Origin of the sequence: Cupriavidus gilardii, assembly GCF_013347325.1 — a bacterium.
Classification (GTDB): Bacteria; Pseudomonadota; Gammaproteobacteria; order Burkholderiales; family Burkholderiaceae; genus Cupriavidus; species Cupriavidus gilardii.
Genome location: NZ_CP054626.1, coordinates 495,417 through 521,134 on the forward strand (window position 1 = coordinate 495,417; position 25,718 = coordinate 521,134).

The 25,718-nt window shown below is 67.4% G+C and carries 22 protein-coding genes; 11 read left to right on the forward strand and 11 right to left on the reverse strand.

The window, feature by feature from the left end; all coding sequences use genetic code 11:
- Nucleotides 1–31 precede the first annotated feature (31 nt).
- On the reverse strand, nt 32–754 hold the full coding sequence (locus FOB47_RS12435) for a queuosine precursor transporter (protein WP_053821108.1): 723 nt from the start codon (nt 752–754) through the stop codon (nt 32–34).
- Nucleotides 755–936: 182 nt separating this feature from the next.
- Here FOB47_RS12435 and tam point away from each other — a divergent pair, with 182 nt between their 5' ends.
- On the forward strand, nt 937–1,704 hold the full coding sequence (tam, locus tag FOB47_RS12440; RefSeq protein ID WP_053821109.1) for a trans-aconitate 2-methyltransferase: 768 nt from the start codon (nt 937–939) through the stop codon (nt 1,702–1,704).
- A gap of 10 nt (nt 1,705–1,714) precedes the next feature.
- On the opposite strand, the gene FOB47_RS12445 is transcribed toward tam, so the two are convergent.
- The 3 genes from FOB47_RS12445 to lptF are packed head-to-tail and all read right to left on the reverse strand — an operon-like array spanning nt 1,715 to nt 4,488.
- Nucleotides 1,715–2,212: a sirohydrochlorin chelatase gene (locus FOB47_RS12445; protein WP_174781210.1), complete on the reverse strand. Its 498-nt coding sequence runs from the start codon at nt 2,210–2,212 to the stop codon at nt 1,715–1,717.
- Nucleotides 2,213–2,215: 3 nt separating this feature from the next.
- Nucleotides 2,216–3,370, reverse strand: a complete 1,155-nt coding sequence (gene lptG / locus FOB47_RS12450; RefSeq protein WP_053821111.1) for an LPS export ABC transporter permease LptG — start codon at nt 3,368–3,370, stop codon at nt 2,216–2,218.
- A complete protein-coding gene (lptF, locus tag FOB47_RS12455) occupies nt 3,367–4,488 on the reverse strand; it encodes an LPS export ABC transporter permease LptF (RefSeq protein ID WP_064572654.1) in 1,122 nt (373 codons plus the stop codon). Before lptF ends, lptG begins: the two co-directional genes overlap by 4 nt.
- Nucleotides 4,489–4,675: 187 nt before the next feature.
- On the opposite strand from lptF, the gene FOB47_RS12460 reads away from it, so the two are divergent.
- From FOB47_RS12460 to FOB47_RS12470, 3 genes are all read left to right on the forward strand, one after another.
- Complete coding sequence (locus FOB47_RS12460; protein WP_174781211.1) at nt 4,676–6,235, forward strand: leucyl aminopeptidase; 1,560 nt, start codon at nt 4,676–4,678, stop codon at nt 6,233–6,235.
- A 10-nt stretch (nt 6,236–6,245) separates the two neighbouring features.
- Nucleotides 6,246–6,686 carry a DNA polymerase III subunit chi gene (locus FOB47_RS12465; protein WP_053821114.1) on the forward strand — a complete coding sequence of 147 codons (441 nt, stop codon included), beginning with the start codon at nt 6,246–6,248 and terminating at the stop codon, nt 6,684–6,686.
- A gap of 260 nt (nt 6,687–6,946) precedes the next feature.
- Nucleotides 6,947–8,161, forward strand: a complete 1,215-nt coding sequence (locus FOB47_RS12470; protein ID WP_174781212.1) for an Rpn family recombination-promoting nuclease/putative transposase — start codon at nt 6,947–6,949, stop codon at nt 8,159–8,161.
- A 90-nt stretch (nt 8,162–8,251) separates the two neighbouring features.
- Here the strand turns inward: FOB47_RS12470 and rocF are convergent, their stop codons facing one another.
- Both rocF and FOB47_RS12480 read right to left on the reverse strand, forming a co-directional pair.
- Nucleotides 8,252–9,160 (reverse strand): arginase, encoded by a 909-nt coding sequence (rocF, locus tag FOB47_RS12475; RefSeq protein WP_174781213.1) that lies wholly within the window; start codon nt 9,158–9,160, stop codon nt 8,252–8,254.
- Nucleotides 9,161–9,250: 90 nt separating this feature from the next.
- A complete protein-coding gene (locus FOB47_RS12480) occupies nt 9,251–9,676 on the reverse strand; it encodes a VOC family protein (protein WP_174781214.1) in 426 nt (141 codons plus the stop codon).
- 121 nt (nt 9,677–9,797) lie between these two features.
- Here FOB47_RS12480 and FOB47_RS12485 point away from each other — a divergent pair, with 121 nt between their 5' ends.
- Entirely contained in the window at nt 9,798–10,379 is a 582-nt protein-coding gene (locus FOB47_RS12485; RefSeq protein WP_211923502.1) for a TetR/AcrR family transcriptional regulator, read from the forward strand.
- A gap of 41 nt (nt 10,380–10,420) precedes the next feature.
- Here the strand turns inward: FOB47_RS12485 and FOB47_RS12490 are convergent, their stop codons facing one another.
- From FOB47_RS12490 to ilvD (FOB47_RS12500), 3 genes are all read right to left on the reverse strand, one after another.
- Nucleotides 10,421–11,641 carry an ISL3 family transposase gene (locus FOB47_RS12490; protein WP_174781215.1) on the reverse strand — a complete coding sequence of 407 codons (1,221 nt, stop codon included), beginning with the start codon at nt 11,639–11,641 and terminating at the stop codon, nt 10,421–10,423.
- Between the two features lie 127 nt (nt 11,642–11,768).
- Nucleotides 11,769–13,628 (reverse strand): dihydroxy-acid dehydratase, encoded by a 1,860-nt coding sequence (gene ilvD / locus FOB47_RS12495; protein ID WP_174781216.1) that lies wholly within the window; start codon nt 13,626–13,628, stop codon nt 11,769–11,771.
- Between the two features lie 157 nt (nt 13,629–13,785).
- Nucleotides 13,786–15,459 (reverse strand): dihydroxy-acid dehydratase, encoded by a 1,674-nt coding sequence (gene ilvD / locus FOB47_RS12500; RefSeq protein ID WP_174781217.1) that lies wholly within the window; start codon nt 15,457–15,459, stop codon nt 13,786–13,788.
- Nucleotides 15,460–15,618: 159 nt separating this feature from the next.
- On the opposite strand from ilvD (FOB47_RS12500), the gene FOB47_RS12505 reads away from it, so the two are divergent.
- Nucleotides 15,619–16,677, forward strand: a complete 1,059-nt coding sequence (locus tag FOB47_RS12505) for a LysR family transcriptional regulator (RefSeq protein ID WP_174781218.1) — start codon at nt 15,619–15,621, stop codon at nt 16,675–16,677.
- A 52-nt stretch (nt 16,678–16,729) separates the two neighbouring features.
- Nucleotides 16,730–17,533: a prolipoprotein diacylglyceryl transferase gene (gene lgt / locus FOB47_RS12510; RefSeq protein WP_174781219.1), complete on the forward strand. Its 804-nt coding sequence runs from the start codon at nt 16,730–16,732 to the stop codon at nt 17,531–17,533.
- 44 nt (nt 17,534–17,577) lie between these two features.
- Here lgt and FOB47_RS12515 read toward each other — a convergent pair whose 3' ends face one another.
- The gene (locus tag FOB47_RS12515) at nt 17,578–19,335 is read right to left on the reverse strand and encodes a ShET2/EspL2 family type III secretion system effector toxin (RefSeq protein ID WP_174781220.1); all 1,758 of its coding nucleotides are present in this window, start codon (nt 19,333–19,335) and stop codon (nt 17,578–17,580) included.
- A gap of 184 nt (nt 19,336–19,519) precedes the next feature.
- On the opposite strand from FOB47_RS12515, the gene FOB47_RS12520 reads away from it, so the two are divergent.
- Entirely contained in the window at nt 19,520–21,601 is a 2,082-nt protein-coding gene (locus FOB47_RS12520) for a hypothetical protein (protein WP_174781221.1), read from the forward strand.
- Nucleotides 21,602–21,608: 7 nt separating this feature from the next.
- Here the strand turns inward: FOB47_RS12520 and FOB47_RS12525 are convergent, their stop codons facing one another.
- A complete protein-coding gene (locus tag FOB47_RS12525) occupies nt 21,609–22,559 on the reverse strand; it encodes a LysR substrate-binding domain-containing protein (RefSeq protein ID WP_174781222.1) in 951 nt (316 codons plus the stop codon).
- Between the two features lie 159 nt (nt 22,560–22,718).
- Here FOB47_RS12525 and FOB47_RS12530 point away from each other — a divergent pair, with 159 nt between their 5' ends.
- The 3 genes from FOB47_RS12530 (at nt 22,719) to FOB47_RS12540 (ending at nt 25,706) form a co-directional block, all read left to right on the forward strand.
- Nucleotides 22,719–23,891 (forward strand): CaiB/BaiF CoA transferase family protein, encoded by a 1,173-nt coding sequence (locus tag FOB47_RS12530; protein ID WP_174781223.1) that lies wholly within the window; start codon nt 22,719–22,721, stop codon nt 23,889–23,891.
- Between the two features lie 14 nt (nt 23,892–23,905).
- Complete coding sequence (locus FOB47_RS12535) at nt 23,906–24,736, forward strand: HpcH/HpaI aldolase/citrate lyase family protein (RefSeq protein WP_174781224.1); 831 nt, start codon at nt 23,906–23,908, stop codon at nt 24,734–24,736.
- A 235-nt stretch (nt 24,737–24,971) separates the two neighbouring features.
- Complete coding sequence (locus tag FOB47_RS12540) at nt 24,972–25,706, forward strand: GntR family transcriptional regulator (protein WP_244959410.1); 735 nt, start codon at nt 24,972–24,974, stop codon at nt 25,704–25,706.
- The last annotated feature ends 12 nt before the right edge of the window (nt 25,707–25,718 follow it).

Consider the following 25,718-nt stretch of genomic DNA (forward strand, 5'->3'; position numbering starts at 1 on the left):
AACCACGCAACCACGCAACCGCGCAACCGCGCTATACCCGCAACCGGAACGGCGTGAAGTCGGTGTCGCGGTCGTACCAGTCCTCGTCCTCCGCACGCTTGAGGAAGCCGACCACGCGATAGGTGACCGGCGTCATCACGACCTCCCAGCCGGTCTTGAGCACATACTGCGCGACCGCGACCTGCACCACCTTCTCCAGCGGCCAGATGCCGTAGAACGCGATCACGTAGAACAGCGACGAGTCGACCAGTTCGCCGGCCAGCGTCGAGCCGATCGTGCGGCTCCACAGCCAGCGGCCGCGCGTCCACAGCTTCATCTTGGCGAGCACGTAGCTGTTGGTGAAGCTGCCGCAGCAGAAGGCGATCAGCGAACCGAGCGCGATGCGCCAGGTGTTGCCGAACACGTCCTCGAGGCTCTTCTGATAGTCGGCCATGAACGGCGCCACCGGCATCGACAGCACCACCAGGCTCATGAAGGTGGCGAAGGCCAGCGCCGCGAAGCCCGCCCACACCACGCGACGGTCGCGGCCGTAGCCGTAGACCTCGGTCAGCACGTCGCCGAAGATGTACGAGACCGGGAAGAACAGCACGCCGGCGCCGAACGTCACCGGTCCGATCCAGGGCAGCGTGACCTGCGCCGCCTTGGCCGCGCCGATCAGGTTCGAGCACAACAGCACGGTGACGAAGGCCACCATCACCAGATCGTAGTAGCGGTAAACGCGGCCGGTGCGCGGTGCGGCGCGGGTTGTGGTCATGGTGTTCCCTGGCTTTTTGCTGGCGATTATGCCAGCAGCAGGGAAGGCGGGTCGTCGGGCCCCGAGGCGCCTCCGGGCTCTGGCCCTGGCCGCCGTGGCCGCTGGCGCGGCATGCGGGCGCGAGGTGCCGGGTGTATCGTTGCGGCATCACTCGACCGCCCAGCCACACGGAGCTCACCGCCATGACCTGGTCCTCCAGTCAATACCTGCAATTCGAAGACGAGAGAACGCGCCCGGCGCGCGAACTGATTGCCGCCGTGCCGACGCAGACCGTCCGCAGCGCCATCGACCTGGGCTGCGGTCCGGGAAATTCGACCGAGGCGCTGGCCGCGCGCTATCCCGACGCGCAGATCGTCGGCCTCGACAGCTCGCAGGACATGATCGACGCCGCCCGCAAGCGGCTGCCGCAGTTCCGCTTCGAGCTCGGCGATATCAGCGCCTGGCGCGAGCCGGGGCCCTACGATCTGGTGCTCGCCAACGCCGCGCTGCAATGGGTGCCCGACCATGCCAGCCTGTTCCCGTCGCTGGCCCAGCGCCTTGCGCCGGGCGGCAGCCTGGCCGTGCAGATGCCCGACAACCTCGACCAGCCGACCCACCGGCTGATGCGCGAGGTCGCGGCGGACGGGCCGTGGGCGCAGGCGCTGTCGCAGGCGGTGGCCGCGCGCACCACGTTGCCGCCGGCGGGCTGGTACTACGACCTGCTGCGGCCGCACTGCGCGCGCGTCGATATCTGGCGCACGACGTATCACCACACGCTGGCGGGAGCGCCAGCCGTGGTCGAATGGCTGAAGGGAACGGGGCTGCGGCCTTTTCTGGAGCCGCTTGACGCGGAGCAGCGCGAGGCCTTCCTGGCGCGCTACACGGCCGCGATCGCGCAGGCCTATCCGGCGCAGGTCGATGGGGTGGTGCTGCTGCCGTTTCCGCGGCTGTTCATCGTGGCGACGCGATGATGTCGCGGCGTCAGTCCTTGCCGGCGGGGTCGTCGGCGGGGTCGTTGGTGGAATCGCTGGAGGAATCGCTGGAGGAATCGCTGGCGGAGGCGTTGCCCGCCGCGCCCGCGAGCGCCGTCGCGCAATAGGCCGCGATCGCGTCGAGCACGCTGTCGGCCTCGCCGACCGCCGCCGCGCAGCGGATCGTGACGCCCGGCAGCCGCGCGCGGCAATCGTCGAGCAGCGCCGGCAGGTCGCGGCGCAGATGGCCGCCCTGGCCGAAAAACACCGGCACCACGAGGATGTCGCCGATGTTCTGCGCGGCCAGCTGCGTCAGCGTGCCGGGCAGGTCGGGCGTCATCAGCTCCAGAAAGGCCAGACGCACCGCGCAATCGGGCAGCATCGCGGTCAGCCGCGCATGCAGCCGGTCGAACGGCTCGCGCCAGCGCGCATCGCGAGCGCCGTGGGCGAACAGCACCAGCGCCTGACGGGCCGGCTTGTCGCTGGGCAGGTCGGCGCGCGAGACCATCGCTCAGTGCCGGTCGACCCAGCGCAGCGCCGTCAGCGCGACCAGCAGGTACAGCGTGCCGGGCAGCAGCGCCGACACGATCGGCGGCCAGGTATGCAGCAGGCCGACGTGCGAGAACAGCGTGTTCGACAGGTGGAAGGACAGCCCCAGCATGATGCCGCCGAACACCTTGATGCCGACCGCGCCGGCGCGCGCGTGCAGATAGGCGAACGGCAGCGCCAGCGCCATCATCACGAACAGCGTCAGCGGATAGACCACCTTCTTCCAGAACGCGATCTCGTAGCGCTGCGTGTCCTGCTTGTTGTCGCGCAGGTGGCGGATATAGCGGAACAGGTCCAGCGTCGACATGCGCTCCGGCGTCACCAGCAGCACCGACAGGATCTGCGGGGTCAGCTCCGAATGCATCGTCATGTCGGGAAAGCTCTTGCGCTCGGCCCGGAACGCCGGCGCCAGCCCGTCGCGCTGCGCGCCCGGTGGCGGCGGCGCTTCGGCAAAGCGGGTCTCGGTGACCTTGGACAGCTGCCACGACTGGTCGCCGCGGTAACGCCCTTCCTCGGCGACGCGGATCACGCTGAGCCGATAGTCGCCGTCGAACTCGTAGATCGTCACGCCGTTGATGGTCTGGTCCGGCTTCAGGCCCGCCACGTTGACGAAGCGGGTCAGCTCGCCGCCGGTGGCCGGATCCTTGCCGCGGTCCTTGACCCAGACGCCCGAGCGGAAGCCCGACGACACCGTCGCGCCCAGCGAATCGAGCTTGACCTTCTGCGCGTACTGCTCGGTCTTCGGTCCGATGAACTCGCCGAACAGGAACGTCGCGATCGCCAGCGGAATCGCCAGCTTGAACAGCGAGAACAGCGCCTGCCGCGTATTGAGCCCGGCCACGCGGAAGATCGTGTATTCGGACTGGCTCGCCAGCTGCGAGAACACATAGATCGCGCTGATCAGCGCCGCGATCGGCAGCACCTCGTAGATCCGCGTCGGCGCCTGCAGCACCACGTGGAAGAAGGCGACCAGCGAGGTGTAGCCCGCGGTCACGTTCTCCAGCTCGTTGAGCATGTCGAAGAACACGAACAGCGCGAGCACCGCGAACAGGATGAACGCGAAAACGCCGTAGATCAGCCGGCCGAAGTAGCGCTCGTAGACGTGCAGCACCCTCATGCCAGGTCTCCCTGCGGGGTGCGGCGGCGCAGCCCGAATACCGCGCGCCAGCCGCCCAGGCTGTAGCGCTGGCGGTAGCGGAACAGCATCACCGCGCCGAGGAAGGCCAGCAGGTGGAACGGCCACCAGGCGAGCCCGAACGGCAGCGAGCCGGAGCGGACCCACGCCTGCGACAGGTTGATCAGGTTGCTGTAGGTCAGGTAGATCAGCACGGCGAACACCAGCGGCGTATAGCGGCCCAGGCGCGGGTTGACATAGGCCAGCGGGATCGCGATCAGCACGAAGTTGAAGGCCAGGATCGGCAGCGACAGCCGCCAGATCAGCTCGCCCAGGTTTTCATTGGTCGGATTGCGCAGCAGCTCGATGGTGTCGCGGCTCTTGACCGGCAGGTTGGCGTCGCTCTCGGGCGGCTTGCTGTCGACCTTGACCGCATAGCGGTCGAACTCGACGATGCGGTAGTCCAGCTTGCCGGGGGTGCCGGCGTAGCGGCGGCCATCTTCCATCACCACCAGCCGGTCGCCGTTGGGCATGGTCTCGAACTGGCCCTGATGGGCGAGCGCGACACCGACCTTGCCGGCCTCGGCATTGGCCACGAAGACGTTGCGCGCATGGCGCATATCGCCGTCGATGCTCTCGATGAACAATACGTAGTTGCCGTTGGCCGGCTCGATGAAGCGGCCCGCCGCGATCATCGACAGCACGCCGCGCTGCTGGAAGCGGTCGCGGAACAGCGCGCTCTGCTGATTGGCCCAGGGCCAGGCGAAGGCGCCGAGGAACAGCGCCAGCAGCACGAACGGCGCGGCGAACTGCAGCACGGGCTTGATGAAGTCGCGCAGCGACAGGCCGGCCGAGAACCAGACCACCATCTCGGAGTCCTTGTACCAGCGCGTCAGCACGATCAGCGTGGAGATGAACAACGTCGCGCACAGCAGGATCGCCAGGTAGCCGAGGGCGGCCAGGCCGATCAGCATCAGCACGTCGTTGGGGCTGGCGCGGCCAGTGGCGGCCATGCCGAGAATACGGATCACGAGCGAGGTCAGCATGAAGGTCAGCATGACCAGGAACACCGCGCCGGCGGTGTAGGCGAGCTCGCGTCGCAAGGCTTGTTGAAAAATCATGCGATGTCGGTTCCGGGCTGCCGGCCAGCGCGGCGGCGGCGCACGCCGGCGGCTGACGAAGGGTACGGCGTCAGCGCTGCAGGCCAGCGGCGGCCAGTCGCTGCGGAAGTGACTGCCAAAAGTTCGCGAAGCAAAATCGCGGATAATGGAGGCTTTCGTTCTAAACGAGCCCCTGGAAGGAAGCGCGATGGAATTTAGCACAAAAGCCCTTGATTTGAGCAAAGCGGGCCAGAATGGTTTCCTGGCGACCAAGACCGATTGCCTGGTGGTCGGTGTGTTCGAGGGCCAGAGCCTGGACGGCGTCGCCAAGGCGCTGGACGCCGCGACCAAGGGCCTGGTGGCTAGATTGATCAAGCTCGGCGACTTCGAGGGCAAGCGCAATTCGCAGTTGATGCTGCACGAGGTCGCGGGCATCGGCGCCGCCCGCGTGCTGCTGGTCGGCCTGGGCAAGGAGGCGGAGTTCGGCGACAAGGCGTTCGCCGATGCGGTACGGACCGCATTGCGTGCGTTGAGCGGCACGCGTGCCGCCAATCTGCTGTGGTGCCTCGCGCAGCCGGCCCCGCGCGCGGCAGGGCAGGGCGCCGGCGAGGGCGCGACCCGCGATATCGGCTGGCGCGTGATCACCACCGTCACGCTGATCCGCGAGGCCGGCTACCGGCTGCTCGAGCGCCATCCCGAGCTCAAGCGCAACGGCGCCAGGAACAACGACAAGGGGCTCGGCCTGCGCAAGGTCGTGCTGGCCGTCGATGCGGCCGAAGCCAAGGCCGCCAACCAGGCCGTGGCGCGGGGCGTGGCGATCGCCAACGGCATGGAGCTGACCAAGGACCTGGGCAACCTGCCTTCCAATATCTGCACGCCGACCTATCTGGCCGACACCGCCCGTTCGATCGCGCGCCGCTTCAAGCTGAAGGTCGAAGTGCTCGGCCGCAAGCAGATCGAGGCGCTGAAGATGGGCGCCTTCCTTGCGGTGACCAAGGGCACGGCAGAACCGCCGCAGTTCATCGTGCTGCGCTATGACGGCGGCGGTGCGCGCCAGGCGCCGGTGGTGCTGGTGGGCAAGGGCATCACCTTCGATACCGGCGGCATCTCGCTGAAGCCGGGCGAGGGCATGGACGAGATGAAGTACGACATGTGCGGCGCCGCCTCGGTGCTCGGCACGCTGCAGGCCGTGGCCGAGATGGGCCTGAAGCTCAATGTCATCGCCGTGGTGCCGACCTGCGAGAACATGCCGAGCGGCACCGCCACCAAGCCGGGCGATGTGGTGACCAGCATGTCGGGCCAGACCATCGAGATCCTGAACACCGATGCCGAGGGCCGGCTGATCCTGTGCGACGCGCTGACCTATGTCGAGCGCTTCAAGCCGGCCGCGGTGATCGACGTCGCCACGCTGACCGGTGCGTGCATCATCGCGCTCGGCCACGTCAACAGCGGCCTGTACGCGCGCAGCGACGCGCTGGCGGACCAGCTGGTGCAGGCCGGCCGCAAGGCGATGGACGGCGCCTGGCGCATGCCGCTGGACGACGAGTACCAGGATCAGCTCAAGTCCAACTTCGCCGACATGGCGAACATCGGCGGCCGTCCGGCCGGCAGCGTCACGGCGGCCTGCTTCCTGGCGCGCTTTGCCGACAAGTACGACTGGGCCCACCTGGACATCGCCGGCACCGCGTGGAAGAGCGGCGCGGCCAAGGGCGCCACCGGCCGCCCGGTGCCGCTGCTGACGCAATTCCTGATGGACCGCGCAGGCTGATCTCCGACCCATGACGCGCATCGACTTCCACAGCAACGTGCCGGACAAGCTCGGCTACGTCTGCCGGCTGATCCGCAAGGCCTACGGGGCCGGGCAGAAGATCGTCGTGCATGCCGAACCGGCGGTGCTGGCGCGGCTCGATGCGCAGCTGTGGACGTTCTCGGCGCTGGACTTCCTGCCGCACTGCGGGCTCGACAGCCCGCACGCGGCGGAAACGCCGATCGTGCTGGCCGCCGCGCTCGATGCGGTGCCGCACCACGAACTGCTGATCAATCTCGATACCAGGATCCCGCTGCAGTTCGCCAGCTTCGAACGGATGATCGAAGTGGTCGGCGGCGACGCCGACGATCGCGCGGCGGGGCGCGAACGCTATCGCCAATATCGCGAGCGGGGCTATCCGCTGGCGCACCACGATATCGGGCAACGCAACCCGGGCGACGCCGGCGCGTAGTGTTGTCGCCAGGGCCGCGATCCGCGGCCTCTTGCTCGCTTGATAGACCGCTTGATAGACCGCTTGGACGCCCGCCTCAACGGGTCCCTTCACGGGCCGTTCAAAGGGTCCCTTCGAACGCCGTTTTCGAATGCACCCTATAGAGGTCCCCTTTAGTTAACTCCGCGCCAATTCAGGCAAGCACCGTAGCCAATAGGCTGGCAACTTACGGCATCGGCCCCGGCCGTATCCCGTTGTCCCTTCTCAAGGTGTTCTTGCCCATGCTCCACTACTCCGCTCGCCAGTCGCGGCCGCGTGTGCCGCGCCAATCCGCCCGAAACGCAGTCGACCGCCATGCCGTCGGTCCTGCCGTGCGCTATCCGCTGTACGGTCCTGCGGACTATCCCACCGGCCATTCCCGCATCCCGCCTGCCCACGATGGCCTCGATCACGATGTGCCGTGGCGCTTCCCAGGGCCCACCTGCCTCAAGGTACGCGAGCCCGCCGACGGGGCGAATGGCTACGCGCAACGTACGCTTGCCCGTCATCACGATGCCTCATACAAGCTGGTGTTCGCCTTTCGTGAGGTCGTCCGCGACCTGATCCGCGACTTCATTGCGGATCCATGGTTACAGACCGCAGATTTCGACTCCATGGAGATGGTGCCGACGCACCATGTGTCGGACGGCCTGCGCGTGGGGATGAACGATGTGGTCTGGCGGGTTCGTGTGCCCGGACAGCAGCAGCCGGTCTACCTGCTGATCGAGTTCCAGAGCAGCAACGATCCGCATATGGCCGCCCGCATGCTCGCCTACGTCGGCATGCTCTATCGCGATGTCAGCCGGCGAACCCGCGGCACGGGCTGGCGTCGATATCCGCTGGTGTTTCCGATCGTGTTCTACAACGGTACCGCGCGATGGCGGGCACCGACGGACATAGCGGCGATGATCCCGCCGGTTCCTGGGCGCGTCGGTGCTCATCAGCCAAGGCTGCAGTACTGCCTGATCGACCGGAGCACCTATACAGAATCGGAGCTGGCGACGCAGCGTAATCTCATCGCCGCTCTGATGCGGCTCGAACAGGCAAGGTCGGTCGATGCCGTATTCGCGCCGTTGCGGCTCGCCAAGGAGCTGGCACAAGGCAATGCCGCGCTCGACACGGCGCTGACCGCATGGATCGCGGCGAGAGCCGCCAACTTCAGCGCCGCCGCGCTGGATCTGAACGAAGTGCACAACCTGATGGAGCTGGATATGGAACTGTCGCAAGACTATGGAAAGTGGGCGCGCCGCTTGGAGCGAGACATCACACGGAAGGTCAAGGCCGAGGTGAGAGCGGAGGCGAAGGCGGAGGTGTTGATCACACTGCTCGACCATCGCTTCGGCCCGTTGTCCGAAGACATCGTCTCCAAGGTGCTTTCCTCCTCGGTGGAACAGATCGAAGATTGGACGCGTCGCGTGCTATACGCCGGACGCCTGGATGAAGTGTTCCTCTGCTAGCCTGCAGCCGGCGCCGCATCGATGCGATGGGACGGCTTGCCGCCTTCAAAGACATGGTGCGAGCCGCCGGCGGCACGGAGCGCGACGGACCTAGCGAATCAGCGTCGATTTGCCGAACAGGCTTTCGAGGAAATCGACCATCAACCTCGCGGTCTGATTGCGGACGTCGCAAGCCGGATTCAGTTCGAGCACGTCGAGCGAACCGAGCCGGCCGGTGTCCGCAATCATCTCCATGCACAGCTGCGTCTCGCGATAGGTGGGTCCGCCCATCACGGTCGTGCCGACGCCCGGCGCGATGCTGCAGTCGAGAAAGTCCACGTCGAAGCTGACGTGCAGGTGGGTGTTGTCGTCGATGCCGGCGAGCGCGTTCTGCATCGTATGCCGCATGCCGTTCTCGTCGATATAGCGCATGTCGAAGACGGCCAGGTTCAGCTCCCGCAGCCGCCGTTTCTCCTCGGCGTCGACGCTGCGGATGCCGACTTGCCGGATATGCTCGGGTTTGACGGCCGGCACCGTGCCGCTGAGCGAAATCAATGGCGCGGGGCCATCGCCGCACAGGCATGCGACGGGCATACCGTGGATGTTGCCGGTGGGGCTGGTGGAACCGGTATTGGCGTCGGCGTGCGCGTCCAGCCAAAGCACCAGCAGCTTCTTGCCGGTCTCGCGGCAATGGCGTGCGGCCGCGCTGATCGAGCCGATCGCCAGGCAATGGTCGCCGCCGAGCAGCAGCGGGAAGCGCCCGTCCTGCAGGCAGCCGTAGCAGGCATCGAACACGCCACGGTTCCACGCGGCCACTTCGTCGAGATGCCGCATGCCGTCGATCGGCTGGTGCCAGGGATTGGCCGGGCCGGACAGATTGCCGCCATCGACGACGTCGAGTCCATTGCGCAGCAGGGCGCCGGCGAGATCGGCGACGCGCATCGCCTCCGGTCCCATCGATGCACCGCGTGTGCTGGCGCCGACATCGGTAGGCGCACCAATCAACATCACTGTCCTCATGGTCCCTCCTTGCGGTTTCGAAGGCCGCCGGGGGCCGCGCATTGCTCGCGGCCGCCGATTACCGGGCCATGATACCGCCCGCCGGCGGAATCAACCCGGCATCGCCTGCGGGTCGTATTGCGCAGCGAACTCGGGCGAAGGCGGAATCGGCTTGATGATGTCGATCAGCACGCCGTTGGGGTCGGCGGTGATGAAATGCCGTTGGCCGAAGGGCTCATCCCGAAGCGCCAGCCGGATCGGCAGGCCGGCCTGCTGCAGCTGGACGTACAACGTGTCGACGTCCTCGACCTCGAAGTTCAGGATCGTCCCGGCCACCGGCGCGCGGCTGCCCGCCGGGATGGTCTCGTGCCGGTAGTCAAGCACCGCCAGGTTGACGCCGGCATCGTCTGCGGACTGCAGATGCCAGTACCAGTCGCTGGAGAACAGTGCCTGGAAGCCGAAATGCCGCTGGTAGAAGGCGGCGGTGGCGGCCACATCGGCGGTCTGGATGACGGGGTAGAAGCTGGTGATCTTCATGACGGGCTCCGTTCGGTGCGGCCGCTTCGATCCACGATCGGATGGCGGTCGGATTGAATTAACATGCAGTCTGTATCTTTTTTGCCGTTATAACATACAGGCTGTATGTATGCAAAGAACAATGCCACGGACCAATCGTGAACGCACCGAAGCGACGCGCGGCGCCTTGCTGGCGGCCGCGCGCGCGCTGTTCGTCTCCAAGGGGTACGCCGACACCTCGACCCCGGAAATCGTCGCGGCGGCCGGCATCACGCGCGGCGCGCTGTATCACCACTTCGAGGACAAGCGCGCACTGTTTCGCGCGGTGCTGGAGGAGGAGGCGAGGGCAGTGGCCGACGAGATCGAGCGCGCGGCACCCGCCACGCGCTCGCCGCGCAAGGCGCTGATCGCCGGCAGCGAGGCCTATCTCGACGCGATGACGGTGGCCGGCCGCACGCGGCTGCTGCTGGTGGACGGTCCGGCGGTGCTCGGCCCCGGCGAGAGCCTGGCCCTGGATCAGGCCCACGCCGGCCGCACGCTGCGCGAGGGGCTGGCAGCGGCGCTGGACCAGCGCATTGCGCCGCCGCTGACGGTGGACGCGCTCGCCACGCTGCTGTCGGCAGCCTTCGACCGCGCGGCACTGGCGATCGACGCGGGCGACGACCCCGCCGCCATCCGCGCGGCGATGGTCAGGCTGATCGAACGGACGGTGTCGGGCGGCTGAAGCCTGCCGCTGGCCGAGCATCGATCAGCAAAAAAAAAGGTTCATCGAGGAATACCGGGGAAGGCAGCGCGGATTTTGAGGAAGAAGTACTCCTCATCGCGATAGCCGTAAGCGCGCCGCTTGATGACCTTGATGGTGTTATTGATGCCTTCGACGACGCTGGTGTTCAGCGGGTGCCGGCACCGGGCCACAATGCCGTGCCAGTAGCCGCTCAAGCGATGGGCGAACTGCTGTAACGGACCAATACCGCTTTGCTGCGCTTGCTCAAACCAGTTGTGCCATGCCCGCTGCGCCCATCCCGGGCGGCGGTAGAACCACAGCCGCTTGAGTTCGTCGCGCAGGATGTAGACCGTCATCAACGGTCGGTTCGCAGCCAACACCTCGTTCAGATGAATGGCCTGACCCTCGCTCAGATTGGCCCGATTGCGCAGCAGCAGCCAACGCGTCGACTTCAGAACGCGTCGGGCCGGCCTGTCGTGGCGTAGCCGATTGGCTTGATCGACCCGAACCCGATCAATGACCTCGCGTCCATATTTGGCCACGATATGGAACAAGTCATAGACGACTTCGGCCTGCGGGCAATGCTCGCGGATCTCGAGTTCATATGCCGTCGTCATGTCGATGGCAACCGCTTCAATCCGCTCTGCCGCGCCCGCTGGCAGTTGCTCGAAGAAGGCGCGCGCCGTCTCGCGTGAACGGCCCTTGCCAATCCACAGCACCTGCCGGCCGATCGGGTCCACGACGACCGTGGCGTAGCGGTGGCCCTTATGCAGCGCAAATTCGTCCATCGCCAGATAGCGGATGTTGGCCCAGTCCGGCTCCGTCACCGCCTCGCGCAAGCGCGCCTTGTCGATGGACTTGATCGTGTGCCACCCAAGCTCATAGAACGCGGCGACAGCGCGCACCGAGCAGTCGCGCAACAGTCGACCACAAGCCTCGGCCAGGCGCGCTGTCACGCGCTGATAGCGCCCGAGCCAATCCAGCCGCTCCAGCCGCGGGCCGCCACATTGATCACACCAGACACGCCGGCGCGGCACGTGTAGAACGACGCGATAGTCGAAAATCGGCAGGTCTCGTACCCGCCGAACGGTGGTCTCGTGTACCTGCTTGCAGCGCGCACCGCATTCCTGGCAGTGCATGACCTTGCTGGTCGGCTTCAGATAAAGCGATAGCGTCCGACTGTCGCCTTCGGGCCAGACTACCCGCTCAAGACGGTATCCGGTCCAGCAACCCAGCGCCTGCAACGTCTTCCGATCCAGCATTCCCGCTCCTGACCCCTGAAATAACAGGCATCAAGCATACGAAAAACCGGAACCCTTCACGGAATTCTGCGAAGAACCAAAAAAAAGCCGCCCCGAAGGGCGGCCTTGCGGCGCGTCGGGGTCCGGATCAGTCGTCCAGCAGCGACAGATCGCGTACAGCGCCCTTGTCGGCCGACATCACCAGCTTGGCGTAGGCCTTCAGGGCCGCGGAGACCTTGCGCGGGCGCGGCTTGGCAGGCTTCCAGCCCTTGGCGTTCTGCTCCTCGCGGCGCCGCGCCAGTTCCTGGTCGGACAGCAGCACGTCGATCCTGCGATTGGGGATGTCGATGCGGATCCGGTCGCCGTCGCGCACCAGGCCGATCGCGCCGCCGGCCGCCGCCTCCGGCGAGCAGTGGCCGATCGACAGGCCCGAGGTGCCGCCCGAGAAGCGGCCGTCGGTCAGCAGCGCGCAGGCCTTGCCCAGGCCCTTGGACTTGATGTAGCTGGTCGGATACAGCATCTCCTGCATGCCGGGGCCGCCTTTCGGGCCTTCATAGCGGACGATGACCACGTCGCCGGCCTTGACCTTGTCGTTCAGGATGTTCTCGACCGCCTCGTCCTGCGATTCGGTGACGTGGGCCGTGCCTTCGAATATCAGGATGCTCTCGTCGACGCCGGCGGTCTTGACCACGCAGCCGTCGACCGCGATGTTGCCGGTCAGCACCGCCAGGCCGCCTTCCTTCGAGAACGCATGCTCGTACGAGCGGATGCAGCCCTCGGCGCGGTCCAGGTCCAGGCTCGGCCAGCGCGTGTTCTGGCTGAATGCGACCTGGGTCGGAATGCCGGCCGGTCCGGCCAGGTAGAAGTTGCGGACCGCTTCGTCGCGGGTGCGGACGATATCCCATTGCTCGAGCGCGTCCTTCAGCGTCGGCGCATGCACGGTCGGCACATCGGTGTGCAGCTTGCCGGCGCGCTCGAGTTCGCCCAGGATGGCCATGATGCCGCCGGCGCGGTGCACATCCTCGATGTGGTACTTGTTGGTGTTGGGCGCGACCTTGCACAGCTGCGGCACGACCCGCGACAGCCGGTCGATGTCGGCCATCGTGAAGTCGATCTCCGCTTCGCGCGCGATCGCCAGCAGATGCAGGATCGTGTTGGTCGAGCCGCCCATCGCGATGTCCAGCGTCATCGCATTCTCGAAGGCCTTGAAGCCGACCGAGCGCGGCAGCACGCGCGCATCCTCCTGCTCGTAGTACTGGCGGGCCAGTTCGACGATGCGGCGGCCGGCACGCTTGAACAGCTGCTCGCGGTCGGCGTGCGTCGCCACCACCGTGCCATTGCCCGGCAGCGACAGGCCCAGCGCCTCGGTCAGGCAGTTCATCGAGTTGGCGGTGAACATGCCGGAGCAGGAGCCGCAGGTCGGACAAGCCGAGCGTTCGACCTCGGCCACGTCCGCGTCCGAATAGGACGGGTCGGCCGCGATCACCATCGCGTCGACCAGGTCCAGCTTCTTGAGCTCGATGGTCTTGGTGACCGGGTTTGCCAGCCGCGTCTTGCCGGCTTCCATCGGACCGCCCGAGACGAAGATCACCGGGATGTTCAGCCGCATCGCGGCCATCAGCATGCCCGGCGTGATCTTGTCGCAGTTCGAGATGCAGACCATCGCGTCGGCGCAGTGCGCGTTGACCATGTATTCGACCGCGTCCGCGATGATGTCGCGGCTGGGCAGCGAGTACAGCATGCCGTCGTGGCCCATCGCGATGCCGTCATCGACCGCGATGGTGTTGAATTCCTTGGCGACGCCGCCCGCCGCCTCGATCTCGCGCGCCACCAGCTGGCCCAGGTCCTTCAGGTGCACGTGCCCGGGAACGAACTGCGTAAAGGAATTGACGACGGCGACGATCGGCTTGGAAAAGTCCTCGTCTTTCATGCCGGTCGCGCGCCAAAGGGAGCGCGCGCCTGCCATGTTGCGGCCGGCGGTGGAGGTCTTGGAGCGGTAGGTGGGCATCGTGATGGCTGCGGTAATGAAATGGCGTAAACACGCCGCGGCGCGAGCCGCAAAAAAGAAGCCCGCGAACGCGCAGGCTTCGAATTCGAATGGGATCGGATCGGTCCGGCCGATCGGGCGGGCGAGGCGGTCGTTGCCGCCGCACCGCCGTCCGGCTTCAGTCGGTGACCGCCCCCTTGCTGGCCGTCGACGCCAGCTTCGCGAACTTGGCCAGCACGCCGCGCGTATAGCGCGGCGCCGGTTGCTTCCAGGCGGCACGGCGGCGCGCCAGTTCGTCGTCGCTGACGTTCAGCTGCAGCAGCAGCTGGTGCGCGTCGATCGTGATCGAGTCGCCTTCCTGCACCAGCGCGATGGTGCCGCCGACATAGGCTTCCGGTGCGACGTGGCCGACCACCATGCCCCAGGTGCCGCCCGAGAAGCGGCCGTCGGTGATGAAGCCGACCGATTCGCCCAGGCCCTTGCCGATGATCGCCGACGTCGGCGCGAGCATTTCGGGCATGCCGGGGCCGCCCTTGGGGCCGAGATAGCGCAGCACCAGCACATCGCCCGCCTGGATCCTGTTGGCCAGGATCGCATCCATCGCGCTCTGCTCGTCGTCGAACACGCGTGCCGGGCCGGTGATCACCGGGTTCTTCAGGCCGGTGATCTTGGCCACCGCGCCTTCCTCGGCGAGGTTGCCCTTCAGGATGGCCAGATGGCCCTCCTTGTACAGCGCCTTGTCGATCGGCAGGATCACGTCCTGGTCGGCGCGCGGCTGGTCGGGTACGTGCTCGAGTTCCTCGGCCAGCGTGCGGCCGGTGATGGTCAGGCAGTCGCCGTGCAACAGGCCGGCGTTCAGCAGGATCTTCATCACCTGCGGAATGCCGCCGGCGCGGTGCAGGTCGGTGGCGACGTACTGGCCCGACGGCTTCAGGTTGCAGATCACCGGCACCTTGCGGCGGATCCGCTCGAAATCGTCGATGGTCCATTCGACCTCGGCCGCGTGCGCGATCGCCAGGTAGTGCAGCACCGCGTTGGTCGAGCCGCCGGTCGCCATGATCAGGCTGACCGCGTTCTCGATCGACTGGCGCGTGATGATGTCGCGCGGCTTGATGTCACGCTTGATCGCCTCGACCAGCACGCGCGCCGATTCCGCGGCGCTGTCGACCTTCTCCTGATCGGGATTGGCCATCGTCGACGAATACAGCAGCGACATGCCCAGCGCCTCGAACGACGAGCTCATCGTGTTCGCCGTATACATGCCGCCGCAAGAGCCGGTCGACGGGCAGGCGTTCTTCTCGACGCCCTCGAAGTCCTCCTGGCTCATCCGGCCCGCGGTGAACTCGCCGACCGCCTCGAACGAGGACACGATGGTCAGGTCCTTGCCCTTCCAGTTGCCCGGCTTGATGGTGCCGCCATAGACGTAGATGCCCGGCACATTGGTGCGCGCCAGCGCGATCATGCCGCCGGGCATGTTCTTGTCGCAGCCGCCGATGACGACCACGCCGTCCATCCACTGGCCCTGCGCCGCGGTCTCGATGCAGTCGGCGATGACCTCGCGCGAGATCAGCGAGTACTTCATGCCCTCGGTGCCCATCGACATGCCGTCCGAGATCGTCGGCGTGCCGAAGATCTGCGGATTCGCGCCGGACGCCTTGATCGCATCGACCGCGGCGTCGGCCAGTCGCTGCAGGCCGGCGTTGCACGGCGTGATGGTCGAGTGGCCATTGGCGATGCCGACCATCGGCTTGTCGAAGTCTTCCTTCTGATAGCCCAGCGCGTAATACATCGAGCGATTGGGCGAGCGCGCCACGCCTTGCGTGATGTTCTGCGAGCGTCGGTTGTAGGCCATGGGGATCTCCGGGAATGGAATGCGTCGCGCCCGCGGGCGCTGCCTTTGTTGTGGGCGACAGCATGCCGCTTGCCTTTTTGTGTGTCAAATATATTATTCGTGCCTTATTGAGTCGTTTTTACTATCAAGCGCGTGGCTTGTCGCCGCGCCGGGAGCCGCGTGGATCTGCGCCAGCTGCGCTATTTCGTTACCGTTGCCGAGGAATTGCACTTCGGCCGCGCCGCCGCGCGCCTGGCCATGACGCAGCCGCCGCTGTCGCAGCAGATCCAGGCGCTGGAGGAAGAGATCGGCGTGCAGCTGTTCGTACGGACGCGGCGCTCGGTCGCGCTGACGCCGGCCGGGCAGCAGTGGCTGCCCGAAGTGCGGCGGGTACTGGCCGACGCGGCGGGCCTGCCCGCGCTGGCGCAGCGGCTGGCCCGCGGCGAGGTCGGCACGCTGTCGCTGGCCTTCGTCAGCACCGCGGACTACGGCATCCTGCCCGACCTGCTGCGGCGCTTTCGCGCGCGGCATCCCGAAGTCCAGCTGCAGCTGCGCGAGGCCACCAGCGATATCCAGCTCGATGCGCTGGCCGAAGGGCAGATCGACGCGGGGCTGGTGATCCGCCCGCAGATGCCGGCCTTGCCGCACGGCCTGTCGTACCTGCCGCTGGTGCGCGAGCCGCTGGTGCTGGCCGTGCCGCAGGACTGGCGGCCGCCGGGCAGGCGCGGCCACGCTGCGCAGGCAGATGCCGCACGGCCGGATGGCGCGCCGTCGGGCGCCGTTGCGCTGGCCGATTTTGCGCACGAGCCGCTGATCCTGTTCCCGCGCCGAAGCGCGCCGGCGTTTCATGACATCATTACCGGTTACTATGCGCGCGACGGCTTCGCGCCGGTGATCGCGCAGGAAGCGATCCAGATGCAGACCATCGTCAGCCTGGTGTCCGCCGGCATCGGCGTCGCGCTGGTGCCCGCCTCGCTATGCAACCTGCGGCGCACCGGCGTGTCCTATCTGGCATTGCGCGGCGCGGTGCCGCAGATCGAGACAGGCCTCGCCTGGCGCGACAACGGCGCGGCCGGACCCAGTCCGGTGCTGCGCTCGTTCATCGAGATCGCATCGGCGCTGGCGCCGGCCGCGCGGCCCGGCGGCGGCACAGCGAAGCGCCGCACAGCGGGGCCCGCCTCGAACTCGAAGGCCAAGCCCGAGCCGAAGCCCGAGCCGAAGCAGAAGCCCGGCCTCTGATCCCGATTCCATTCCTCCGACAACATCCGACAACCCCAAGCGATAGACCCGCATGCTGATTCATCCGAACTTCGATCCCATCGCCATCCATCTGGGCCCGCTGGCGATCCGCTGGTATGGGCTGATGTATCTGGCCGGCTTCATCATGTTCATGTGGTTCGGCCGGATCCGCCTGCGTCAGCCGCATGTCGCGGCACAGGGCTGGAGCACCCGCGACATCGACGACCTGCTGTTCTACGGCGTGCTCGGCGTGATCCTCGGCGGCCGCCTCGGCTACGTGCTGTTCTACAAGCCGTCGTTCTACCTGTCGCATCCGCTCGATATCTTCAAGGTGTGGGAGGGCGGCATGGCGTTCCACGGCGGCTTCCTGGGCGTCGTGATCGCGATGTGGGTGTTCTCGAAGGTGCGCGGCCGGCATTGGATGGAAGTGACCGACTTCATCGCCCCGATGATTCCGTGCGGGCTGGCCGCCGGGCGCCTGGGCAACTTCATCAATGGGGAGCTGTGGGGCCGTCCGACCGATCTGCCGTGGGGCATGATCTTTCCGCAGGCCGGCGACAACATCGCGCGCCATCCGTCGCAGCTGTACCAGTTCGCTGGCGAAGGCGTCGCGCTGTTCGTGATCCTGTGGCTGTTTGCCCGCCATCCGCGGCCGATGGGCGCGGTCTCGGGCGCCTTCCTGCTCGGCTACGGCGTGTTCCGCTTCCTGGCCGAATTCGCGCGCGAACCGGACAACTTCCTCGGCCTGCTGGCGCTGAACTTCTCGATGGGGCAGTGGCTGAGCCTGCCGATGATCGTCGGCGGCGCGGCGATGATGTGGTGGGCGTATCGGCGTCAGCCGCAACTGTCGGCCTGATATCGGCGGATATCGTCCTGACAGCGGTTCAGGGCGGTTCGGCGTCAGCCCAGTTTCCAGTCCCAGCGCAACCACCCCTTGGAGGGTGCCTTGGCGCGGCCGCCCCGACCGCTGCCGTTGCCCGGCAGCAGCGACGGGGCGAACCGCTCCAGATGCGATCGCATCCTCCGTTCGACGAGCCACTGCTGGCGCCCCTGCGCGTTCAGCCGTCGAATCAGCCGCCACGCGGGCTTGAGCAGATAGACGCAGGCCTGCGGCGGCAGCAGCGGCAGCACCTTGTCGACACTGCCGACGGTCAGCAGATCGTCGTTCCGCACGGCCGCCTCCAGGCCCGTTTCGTTGTCGGCCGAACGGGCGCACATCAGCGAAGCGAGAAGCATCGGCGGCAGCGACGACAAGGCGGCGGCATACGCCGGCGGCGTATCGAAACGCCCGTGCTTGAACGCGTGATACAGGGCCGAGGTGCCGTCGGGCATGGCCGCGACCAGCATGGCGTAGTGATGGTCCGGCGGCAGCAGCGCCTGCAGCAGTTCGAGGAATGGCCGGAACATCTCGGTGCGCCCCGCCTTCACGGCGTAACCGAAGGCCGTGGTGCCGCAATCCGCCCGCGATTGCAGCAGGTGGATCCGCTGCTCCAGCGGAAGGTCGGTGATCAGCTCCCCAAACAGTCTGGCCGACGATGGCAAGCCGAGCGACATGATGTCGTAGAACAGCTGGGTGGAGCGGTTGGTACCGAGCCGCCGGATGCGTTCCTGCTCAGGCAGCGCGCGCAGGGCGGGCGCCAGCTGACGGACCGCGTCATCGCAGCCATAACGCAGCAGGTACCACAACGCATCGGCCGTCAGCGGCGGCAACGCGCCGGACAATTGGCGCGGCTGCGCGGGCAGGGTCACGTCGATGTCGCCCAGCTGCCGCAGCGTCGCCCTATCCAGCTCGATCATCAGCATGGCGTCCACCGTGTTCACGGGCTGGGTTTTCAGCAGGAAGGCCGGGTAGTCGGGCGCGAACTCGGTGAAGCCTCGCGCCTCCAGCGCGCGTACCGCTTCCAGGTCGTCGAAGCGGGCCTCGAGATGCGTGGCCGTGTAGTTGGGATCGTAGAAGGCGACCACATGGAGCGTGCGATGCGGCTGACGCACGATGCGCAGCCCGACGGCCATCGCGTGGTCCGGTGTCAGCACCAGCAGGGTCGTGGCCGTTTCGCCGCGGCGCTCCAGGTCGGCCAGCCGCGCGACGAACTCCTTGCCCCAGTCCCCGTTCATCACCACACGCAGCTTGCCGAGCTGCACCGCGTTCGGCACCACCCTGTAGTCGTAGTCCACCGGGACGTTGTCCCGCAGTGCCTGTGCGGTTGCCAGCCGGGAGTAGTCGGGGCCGTCAGGCCGGTCCTCGAGGAACAGTCCAAGCCAGAAGACGGCCAGATGGCGGCAGGCAATCGGCCCGCACGGGCGACCACGCGCGAAGGCGACCCGGCCATTGAGCCGCACCCGCCGGTCGGTGCCTGTTTTCCAGTGGAAGCGGTCCTCGAACCGTTGGTGGTACCTCTCGGTCAGCAGCGCGGCCAACGCCTGCCGTTGCGGCTTGGTCGCTGTCGCGCTGCGCACAACGATCTGCTGGTTTTCCCAACGGATCCGGAAGCGATCGCTTCCACATTGCAGCCAACCCCCTTGAGCCAACAATAGCCGGCGCACGTCACGGACGCGCAGCGCCTCGGGCACGGCGCAGCGCACCACCACGGGTTGCGATTTCGCGGGGGGGAAGGCAGTCAGCATGACGTTCTCCGGTAGAGGGCGGACGAGCAGCATGCGTCCACGGCTCGGCATGGCTCAAGAGACATGTGTCACTTATCGCGAGTTGCTTGTTGATTTATGAAAGCCATTGCACATAACTTGCGCGATCCTGCGGCGCATCGGCGATGGCATTCCCGTCGTCGTCTTCCTGGCTTTTGCTTTCGCTTCGCTTCGTCAACCGCCCGCTTCCGGATTCATCGTGCCCTCCCTGTCCGCTCCCGCCATCACCACGATTCTCTTTCCGTCCCTGACTTCCGGCGGCCGACACCATGTCGGCGACCGGACCGGCCCGTCATCCCCCGAGGTGCCGATCGACACGCTCGCGCAGGCGGAAGGCGCGATCGGCGGCGCGGTGACAGCGGACTGCGCACAGCATTTGCAGCAACTGAAACGAACGATCGACGCGCTGGCCATTCCGGCCAGCCAGAAGCAGCCGCTGAGAAAGACACTCGAAGAATGCGGCAAGGACCTGGAGGCGCTGCTGAACACCGCGCGCGACATCGTGCAGCTCGAGCATCGCGCCACCATGCCATGGGAGGCGGGCGCGCAGGCGCAGCAGCGGCACACCGCCGTGGTGATGGCACGCAACCTGAAGCTCGCGACGCAATGCCAGGCGCTGATGCACAAGCTTCAGTCGCTGCAAGACGAGATCGCGCCCCACGTGCAAAAGCGCAGCATCGGCAAAATCATCGCGCTCGCCGTGGGCGCACTGCTGGGCATCGCCGGTGCCGCCACGCTGGCGGTGATCCTGTGGCCGGTGGCCGTGACCGGCGTTGCGCTGGGCGGGTCCTTCCTGCTGACCGCGGCCTGTGCGGCGGGAACCGGTGCATCGGCGGCCGTGGGCGTGATCGCGACCATCTTCGGCGCAGCGGAAGTGTTCGCCAGGCCGGAGGCCTATCGCCACTTTCCTGACCAGCAGCCGGATCTCGCCCGTCTGATAGACGAGCTTGGCAACCGGATGAGCCATTGGCTCGAGGCCAATCCGGGCTTCTCGGCGCCGCTGCCGCCGGACGTGCTGACGGAACTCTGTGGCGGCGACATCGGTGCGTTCCACTTTTGCGCGGCAGTGCGGGACAGCAAGCTGTGCGATGCGGCCAAGCGCCTGGTCGACCATGGCAGCGAGCGGGCGCCGGCGCAGGGCGGCCTGGCGCGCACCGTATCGTCGCGGCTGATCTCCCCCGATCCGAGCGCAGACGACGCGCCTGACGACGTGGTGGACAATGACGACAGCGATTGGGACGAAGTCCTGGATCACGATCAGATGAACGAACAGCTGTGGCACCGCCTCGGCTTCGAGCGCAAGAATCCATCGGGCACGGCGGAGCGCCCCGCGGACGCGGCGCCGGTCGACATGCCGGTCGACATGCCGGTCGACACGGCGGTCGACACGGCGGTCGACACGCCGGTCGACACGTCGGCCGACAATGGAAGCGATCCGGCCAGCGACCGCAGGTTGAGCCGAACGGTATCCACCTCGACCATTGGGTCGTACAACTCGGTCGACATGGAGGAGGGCCCGGACGGGCTGGGCGATCCGTCCGCCTATGGCCTCGGGATCGGCGACAGCGCCTCGCAGACCCTGCACGATACCGTCCAAGTGGTCGACGACGCGGGCGCCCCAGGGACCTCGGCAGTGCAGTCAGTGCAAGCGGTGCAGGCGCCGCCGATTGACGTACGGCCACAGTGGGAGGCGAGCCGGGCCTGGGCGGAGAGCCGTATACGGACGGCGGCGAGATATGTGCAGCACCTTTCGACGGCGCTCGCGCAGCCCTATCCGAACCGGATCGAAGGGGCCGGGAACAAGGAGGAGGTCATGGTCGAGGCTCTGTGCGCCTTCCAGTTGCTCGAAAAGGTACGCAGCGAGATGCTGGCGCTCGAGGAAATGGGCGGCCTGCATGCCGGCCGCTTTGCCACCGCCCGGGCGATGAACCAGCTGGCCGTCACGATGTCGATGGAACGCGGCTGGTTTCTTGGCAATCACGTGACCGGACTACGCGCGCTGTTCGACGACGGCAACAGCCTGCGCTTCGATGATCTGCCGAGTCCCACGGAGCGGGCCGAGGCCAGCCAGGTCTGGAACGCGGCCATTGCCGAGGCCGGCGCGCTGGTCCGCCAACTGGACGACGTCTGCGCTTCCGTGTTCCAGCGAACCTTCCGGGGCCTGACGCTCGAGAGAGCGATGCGGTTCTTCGCCCGGCCCATCGCCTCGCGCGCGGCGATCATGGAGCGGGAATTGAGGCAGGATCCGCCGACGGCGCAGTCGCCGTCGCCTTCGCTGTAACCCGGCGCTAGGCAAGCGGGGCCTTCAACGAGCCGCCTTCCGCGATCTTGGCGGCAACGATTTCGCGCAACGCCTCGGCCACGGCTTCGGCCGCGGCGGTCCGCGGCAGCGCACGCGGCCAGCAAAGCGACAGCGTGCGGCCGAGCTCGGGAAGAATCAGCCGTGTCGGCAGCGCATCGTCCTCCGGCTCGCGGCTCAGTGACGACGCGGGCAGGATCGTGCAGGCCAGCCCTTCGCGCGCGGTCTGCAGCAGGATCGGCAGCGAGTCCAGGTCCGCGACGACCTGCAGCCGGATGCCCGCGCCGCTGGCGTGTTGCTCCAGCACTTCGCGCAGCCCCTGCGCCCCGCTCGGCAGCACCAGCGGAATATCGGCCAGCGACTTCAACGCAATGGTCGCTTCCTTGCCCGATGCGGCGCGACGCCGCTTCGGTTCCACGGCGATCGGCGGCGTGCCGACCAGATACAGCGCCTCGCTGGCCAGCGGCTCGAGCTCGACCGCGCGCGACGGCGTTTGGCGAAACAGGATCGCGAAATCGAGCCGGTTGTTGTTCAGCAGCTCCGCGATATAGCCGCTCATGCTCTCGAACAGCTGCAGCCGCACGCCCGGATAGCGCTCGCGGACCGCCCGCACCAGCGGCATGCCGAAGGCCGCGGCGGCGGTGGTTGGCAGGCCGATCGCCACGTTGCCGGCGATGTCCGCCCCCGCGACCTTGACGTCGGCCCGCGCCATCTCCACCTGTTTCAGGATCGAGCGCGCGTGCCGGTACAGCGTGCGGCCTGCCTCCGTGGGTTTGACGCCCTTGGCGCCGCGATGGACCAGCGCCACGCCCAGTTCCGCTTCAAGCGCGGCGAGTTGCTGGCTCAAGGCCGGCTGGGCGACATGGGCGATCTCCGCGGCCCGGGTCAGGCTGCCGTGCTCGACGATCGCGACGAAATAGCGCATGCCCCGGATATCCATGTCCCGCCCCAATGACCAGTGAAAGCCGAAGGTATTGATTGTACTTATGGCTGGCTCGCGATTCCGTATTTCCGCGCGGCGGCGATCGCGGCTAGATTGATGCCATCGCGCCAACCCGGCCGCCCATTCCTTCCTATCGTCCTCCGCCAGGCCACCGCCATGACCCGACCGCTTGCAGGCATCACCGTCGTTTCCCTCGAACAGGCCATCGCCGCGCCGTTCTGCACACGCCAGCTTGCCGATCTCGGCGCGCGCGTGATCAAGATCGAGCGTCCGGGCGCCGGCGATTTCGCCAGGGCCTACGACGATCGCGTGCGCGGCCTGTCGTCGCATTTCGTCTGGACCAATCGCGGCAAGGAGAGCCTGACGCTGGACGTCAAGCACGACGGCGCGGCGCCGGTGCTCGAGGCGCTTCTCTCGCGCGCCGACGTGCTGGTGCAGAACCTCGCCCCAGGTGCGGCCGCCCGGCTGGGGCTCGATCATGCGGCGTTGTCCGAGCGCTTTCCGCGGCTGATCGTCTGCGATATCTCGGGCTACGGCGCCGACGGTCCGTATCGCGACAAGAAGGCCTACGACCTGCTGGTGCAAAGCGAGTCCGGCTTCGTCTCGGTGACCGGCACGCCGGAGGAGGGCGTCAAGGCTGGCGCATCGATCGCCGATATCGCCGCCGGCATGTACGCCTACTCGAACATCCTGGCCGCGCTGATCGAGCGCGGGCAGACCGGCCGTGGCAAGCGCATCGATATCTCGATGCTGGAATCGATGGTCGAGTGGATGAGTTTCCCGCTGTACTACGCGTTCGATGGCGCTTCCCCGCCGCCGCGGGCCGGCGCCTCGCATGCCACCATCTACCCGTACGGGCCGTTCCCGACCGGCGATGGCAAGACCGTGATGCTGGGCCTGCAGAACGAACGCGAATGGGCGGTGTTCTGCGAATCGGTGCTGCAGCAGCCCGAGCTCGCGACGCATCCCGACTACGCCAGCAACAGCCTGCGCAGCGCCAACCGCGGCGCGCTGCGCGAGCGCATCGTCGCGGCCTTCTCGCAATGGAGCGCCGACGAGGTCGGCGCGCGGCTCGAAGCGGCAAAGATCGCCAACGCGCAGGTCAATACGATGGCGGACGTCTGGGCCCATCCGCAGCTGGCGGCGCGGCAGCGCTGGCGCGAGGTCGACACGCCTGCGGGCGCGATCCCGGCGTTGCTGCCGCCCGGCATGACCGACGCGCGCATGGATCCTGTGCCTGCGCTGGGCGAGCATACCGACGCGATCCTGGCCGAGCTCGGCATCGCGGGTGAACAGATCGCCGCGATGCGCGCGGCCGGCGCGGTATGACGGCGGAGAGCGCGATGACGACGCCGGGCACGCGGCTGCCGCGCAGCTACCTGTTCGTTCCGGCCAACCGCCCCGAGCGGATCGGCAAGGCGCTCGCCGCCGGGTCCGACGCGGTGATCGTCGACTTCGAGGATGCGGTGGCGCCGGCCGACAAGGCCGCTGCGCGACAGGGGTTGCGCGCGCCATGGCCCGCGCTGGCGCAGCAGGCCTTTGACGCCGGCGTGCTGCTGCTGGTGCGCGTGAACGCGGCCGGCACGCCGTACCACGACGACGATATCGCCTGGTGCCGCGGGCTCGGCGTCGACACACTGGTGTTGCCCAAGGCCGATGCCGAGGCGATGCGGGGGCTGCGGCAGGCGCTGCCGGCCGTGCAATGCCACGCGCTGCTGGAAACCGCGGCGGGCTTCGCCGAGCTTCCGCAACTGGCCGCGCAGCCCGGCGTGGTCCGGCTGCTGTTCGGCAGCATCGACCTGATGGGCGATCTGGGCGTCGGCGACGAGGGCGAGCCGCTGCATGCGTTCCGCAGCCTGCTGGTGCTGCATTCGCGCGCGGCGGGGCTGCCCGCGCCGGTGGACGGCGTCTGCACCGCGCTCGGCGACACCACGGTGCTGGCGGCCGAGACCGCGCGTGCGCGCGCCTTCGGCTTTGGCGCCAAGCTGCTGATCCACCCGGCCCAGGTGGCGCCGGTCCACGCCGGTCTCGCGCCGACCGAGGCGGAACTGGCCTGGGCCAGGCGCGTGGTCGAGGCCGCCGCGGCCGCAGACGGCGCCGCCGTCGCGGTGGACGGCAAGATGGTCGATCGCCCGGTGCTGGAGCGGGCGCGGCGCATTCTGGCTGCCGGTTGAAGCGCCGGAGTTGCCACGTCATTGCGGCGATATTTGCCGCGATATTTGCTGCGTCAGTTGTGCGTTAGTGGCGCGTTAATTGCCCGCCATGACGCGGTCCGGCGCGCATGACGCTGTGCAACATCGAAACGCCTTGCCATTCCCTCGCCGTTATTCATAATTATGAATTATTGCGAGGGCCCGCCCGCCGGGCTGCGCCCATCGCGCGCTCCATCCATCGCAGCGGGAGGCACCCATGCGCATCGTCCAGCAGGCGCTGTATCTCGAAGTCGCCGATCGCCTGCGCGCCATGATCGACGAGCACACGCTCGTGCCTGGCGCCTGGATCGACGAAGCGGCCCTGGCCACCACGCTCGGCATTTCGCGCACGCCGCTGCGCGAGGCGCTGAAGGTGCTGGCCGCCGAGGGACTGGTGCGGCTGGAGCCGCGCCGCGGCTGCTTCGTCAACGAGCTGTCCGAGCAGGACCTCGACGAGATCTTTCCGCTGATGGCGCTGCTCGAAGGCCGCTGCGCCTACGAGGCCGCCCGCAATGCCACCGCCGCCGATCTCGACGCGCTCGAGGACCTGCATCGCGATCTGGCGCGCTATGCCCGCGCCGGCCAGATCGATGCCTATTACGAAACCAACTACCAGATTCACGAGGCGATCCAGCGGCTCGCCGGCAATCGCTGGCTGTCCGGGCTGATCGGCGATCTGCGCAAGGTGCTGCGGCTGTCGCGGCACAAGAGCCTGCAGCTGCCGGGCCGCATCGACGAATCCTGCGCCGAGCACCTGTCGGTCTTCGCCGCGCTGAAGGCGCGCGATCCCGAAGGCGCCGAGGCGATGATGAAGACCCACCTGCTGCGCCAGCGCGCCGCGTTGAAGGCGCTGGACGCGGACGCGCAAGCCGCGGCGCCCGAACCCGAGGCCTCCGCGCGACGGCGCCACAGCCGGCTGCGCCTCGCCGCCAAGGCCGCGTCGGACCACTGACCCGATGACCAC

Excerpts from the sequence above, each read along its gene's own strand:
- FOB47_RS12485 (WP_211923502.1), top strand. The coding sequence starts at position 9,798 with ATGCCACGGACCAATCGTGAACGCACCGAAGCGACGCGCGGCGCCTTG.
- FOB47_RS12470 (WP_174781212.1), top strand. The coding sequence starts at position 6,947 with ATGCTCCACTACTCCGCTCGCCAGTCGCGGCCGCGTGTGCCGCGCCAA.
- tam (WP_053821109.1), top strand. The coding sequence starts at position 937 with ATGACCTGGTCCTCCAGTCAATACCTGCAATTCGAAGACGAGAGAACG.
- FOB47_RS12445 (WP_174781210.1), bottom strand. The coding sequence starts at position 2,212 with ATGGTCTCGCGCGCCGACCTGCCCAGCGACAAGCCGGCCCGTCAGGCG.
- FOB47_RS12480 (WP_174781214.1), bottom strand. The coding sequence starts at position 9,676 with ATGAAGATCACCAGCTTCTACCCCGTCATCCAGACCGCCGATGTGGCC.
- FOB47_RS12460 (WP_174781211.1), top strand. The coding sequence starts at position 4,676 with ATGGAATTTAGCACAAAAGCCCTTGATTTGAGCAAAGCGGGCCAGAAT.
- FOB47_RS12530 (WP_174781223.1), top strand. The coding sequence starts at position 22,719 with ATGACCCGACCGCTTGCAGGCATCACCGTCGTTTCCCTCGAACAGGCC.
- FOB47_RS12535 (WP_174781224.1), top strand. The coding sequence starts at position 23,906 with ATGACGACGCCGGGCACGCGGCTGCCGCGCAGCTACCTGTTCGTTCCG.
- FOB47_RS12465 (WP_053821114.1), top strand. The coding sequence starts at position 6,246 with ATGACGCGCATCGACTTCCACAGCAACGTGCCGGACAAGCTCGGCTAC.
- FOB47_RS12435 (WP_053821108.1), bottom strand. The coding sequence starts at position 754 with ATGACCACAACCCGCGCCGCACCGCGCACCGGCCGCGTTTACCGCTAC.
- lptF (WP_064572654.1), bottom strand. The coding sequence starts at position 4,488 with ATGATTTTTCAACAAGCCTTGCGACGCGAGCTCGCCTACACCGCCGGC.
- FOB47_RS12490 (WP_174781215.1), bottom strand. The coding sequence starts at position 11,641 with ATGCTGGATCGGAAGACGTTGCAGGCGCTGGGTTGCTGGACCGGATAC.
- lptG (WP_053821111.1), bottom strand. The coding sequence starts at position 3,370 with ATGAGGGTGCTGCACGTCTACGAGCGCTACTTCGGCCGGCTGATCTAC.
- lgt (WP_174781219.1), top strand. The coding sequence starts at position 16,730 with ATGCTGATTCATCCGAACTTCGATCCCATCGCCATCCATCTGGGCCCG.
- ilvD (WP_174781216.1), bottom strand. The coding sequence starts at position 13,628 with ATGCCCACCTACCGCTCCAAGACCTCCACCGCCGGCCGCAACATGGCA.
- rocF (WP_174781213.1), bottom strand. The coding sequence starts at position 9,160 with ATGAGGACAGTGATGTTGATTGGTGCGCCTACCGATGTCGGCGCCAGC.
- FOB47_RS12515 (WP_174781220.1), bottom strand. The coding sequence starts at position 19,335 with ATGCTGCTCGTCCGCCCTCTACCGGAGAACGTCATGCTGACTGCCTTC.
- ilvD (WP_174781217.1), bottom strand. The coding sequence starts at position 15,459 with ATGGCCTACAACCGACGCTCGCAGAACATCACGCAAGGCGTGGCGCGC.
- FOB47_RS12525 (WP_174781222.1), bottom strand. The coding sequence starts at position 22,559 with ATGGATATCCGGGGCATGCGCTATTTCGTCGCGATCGTCGAGCACGGC.
- FOB47_RS12540 (WP_244959410.1), top strand. The coding sequence starts at position 24,972 with ATGCGCATCGTCCAGCAGGCGCTGTATCTCGAAGTCGCCGATCGCCTG.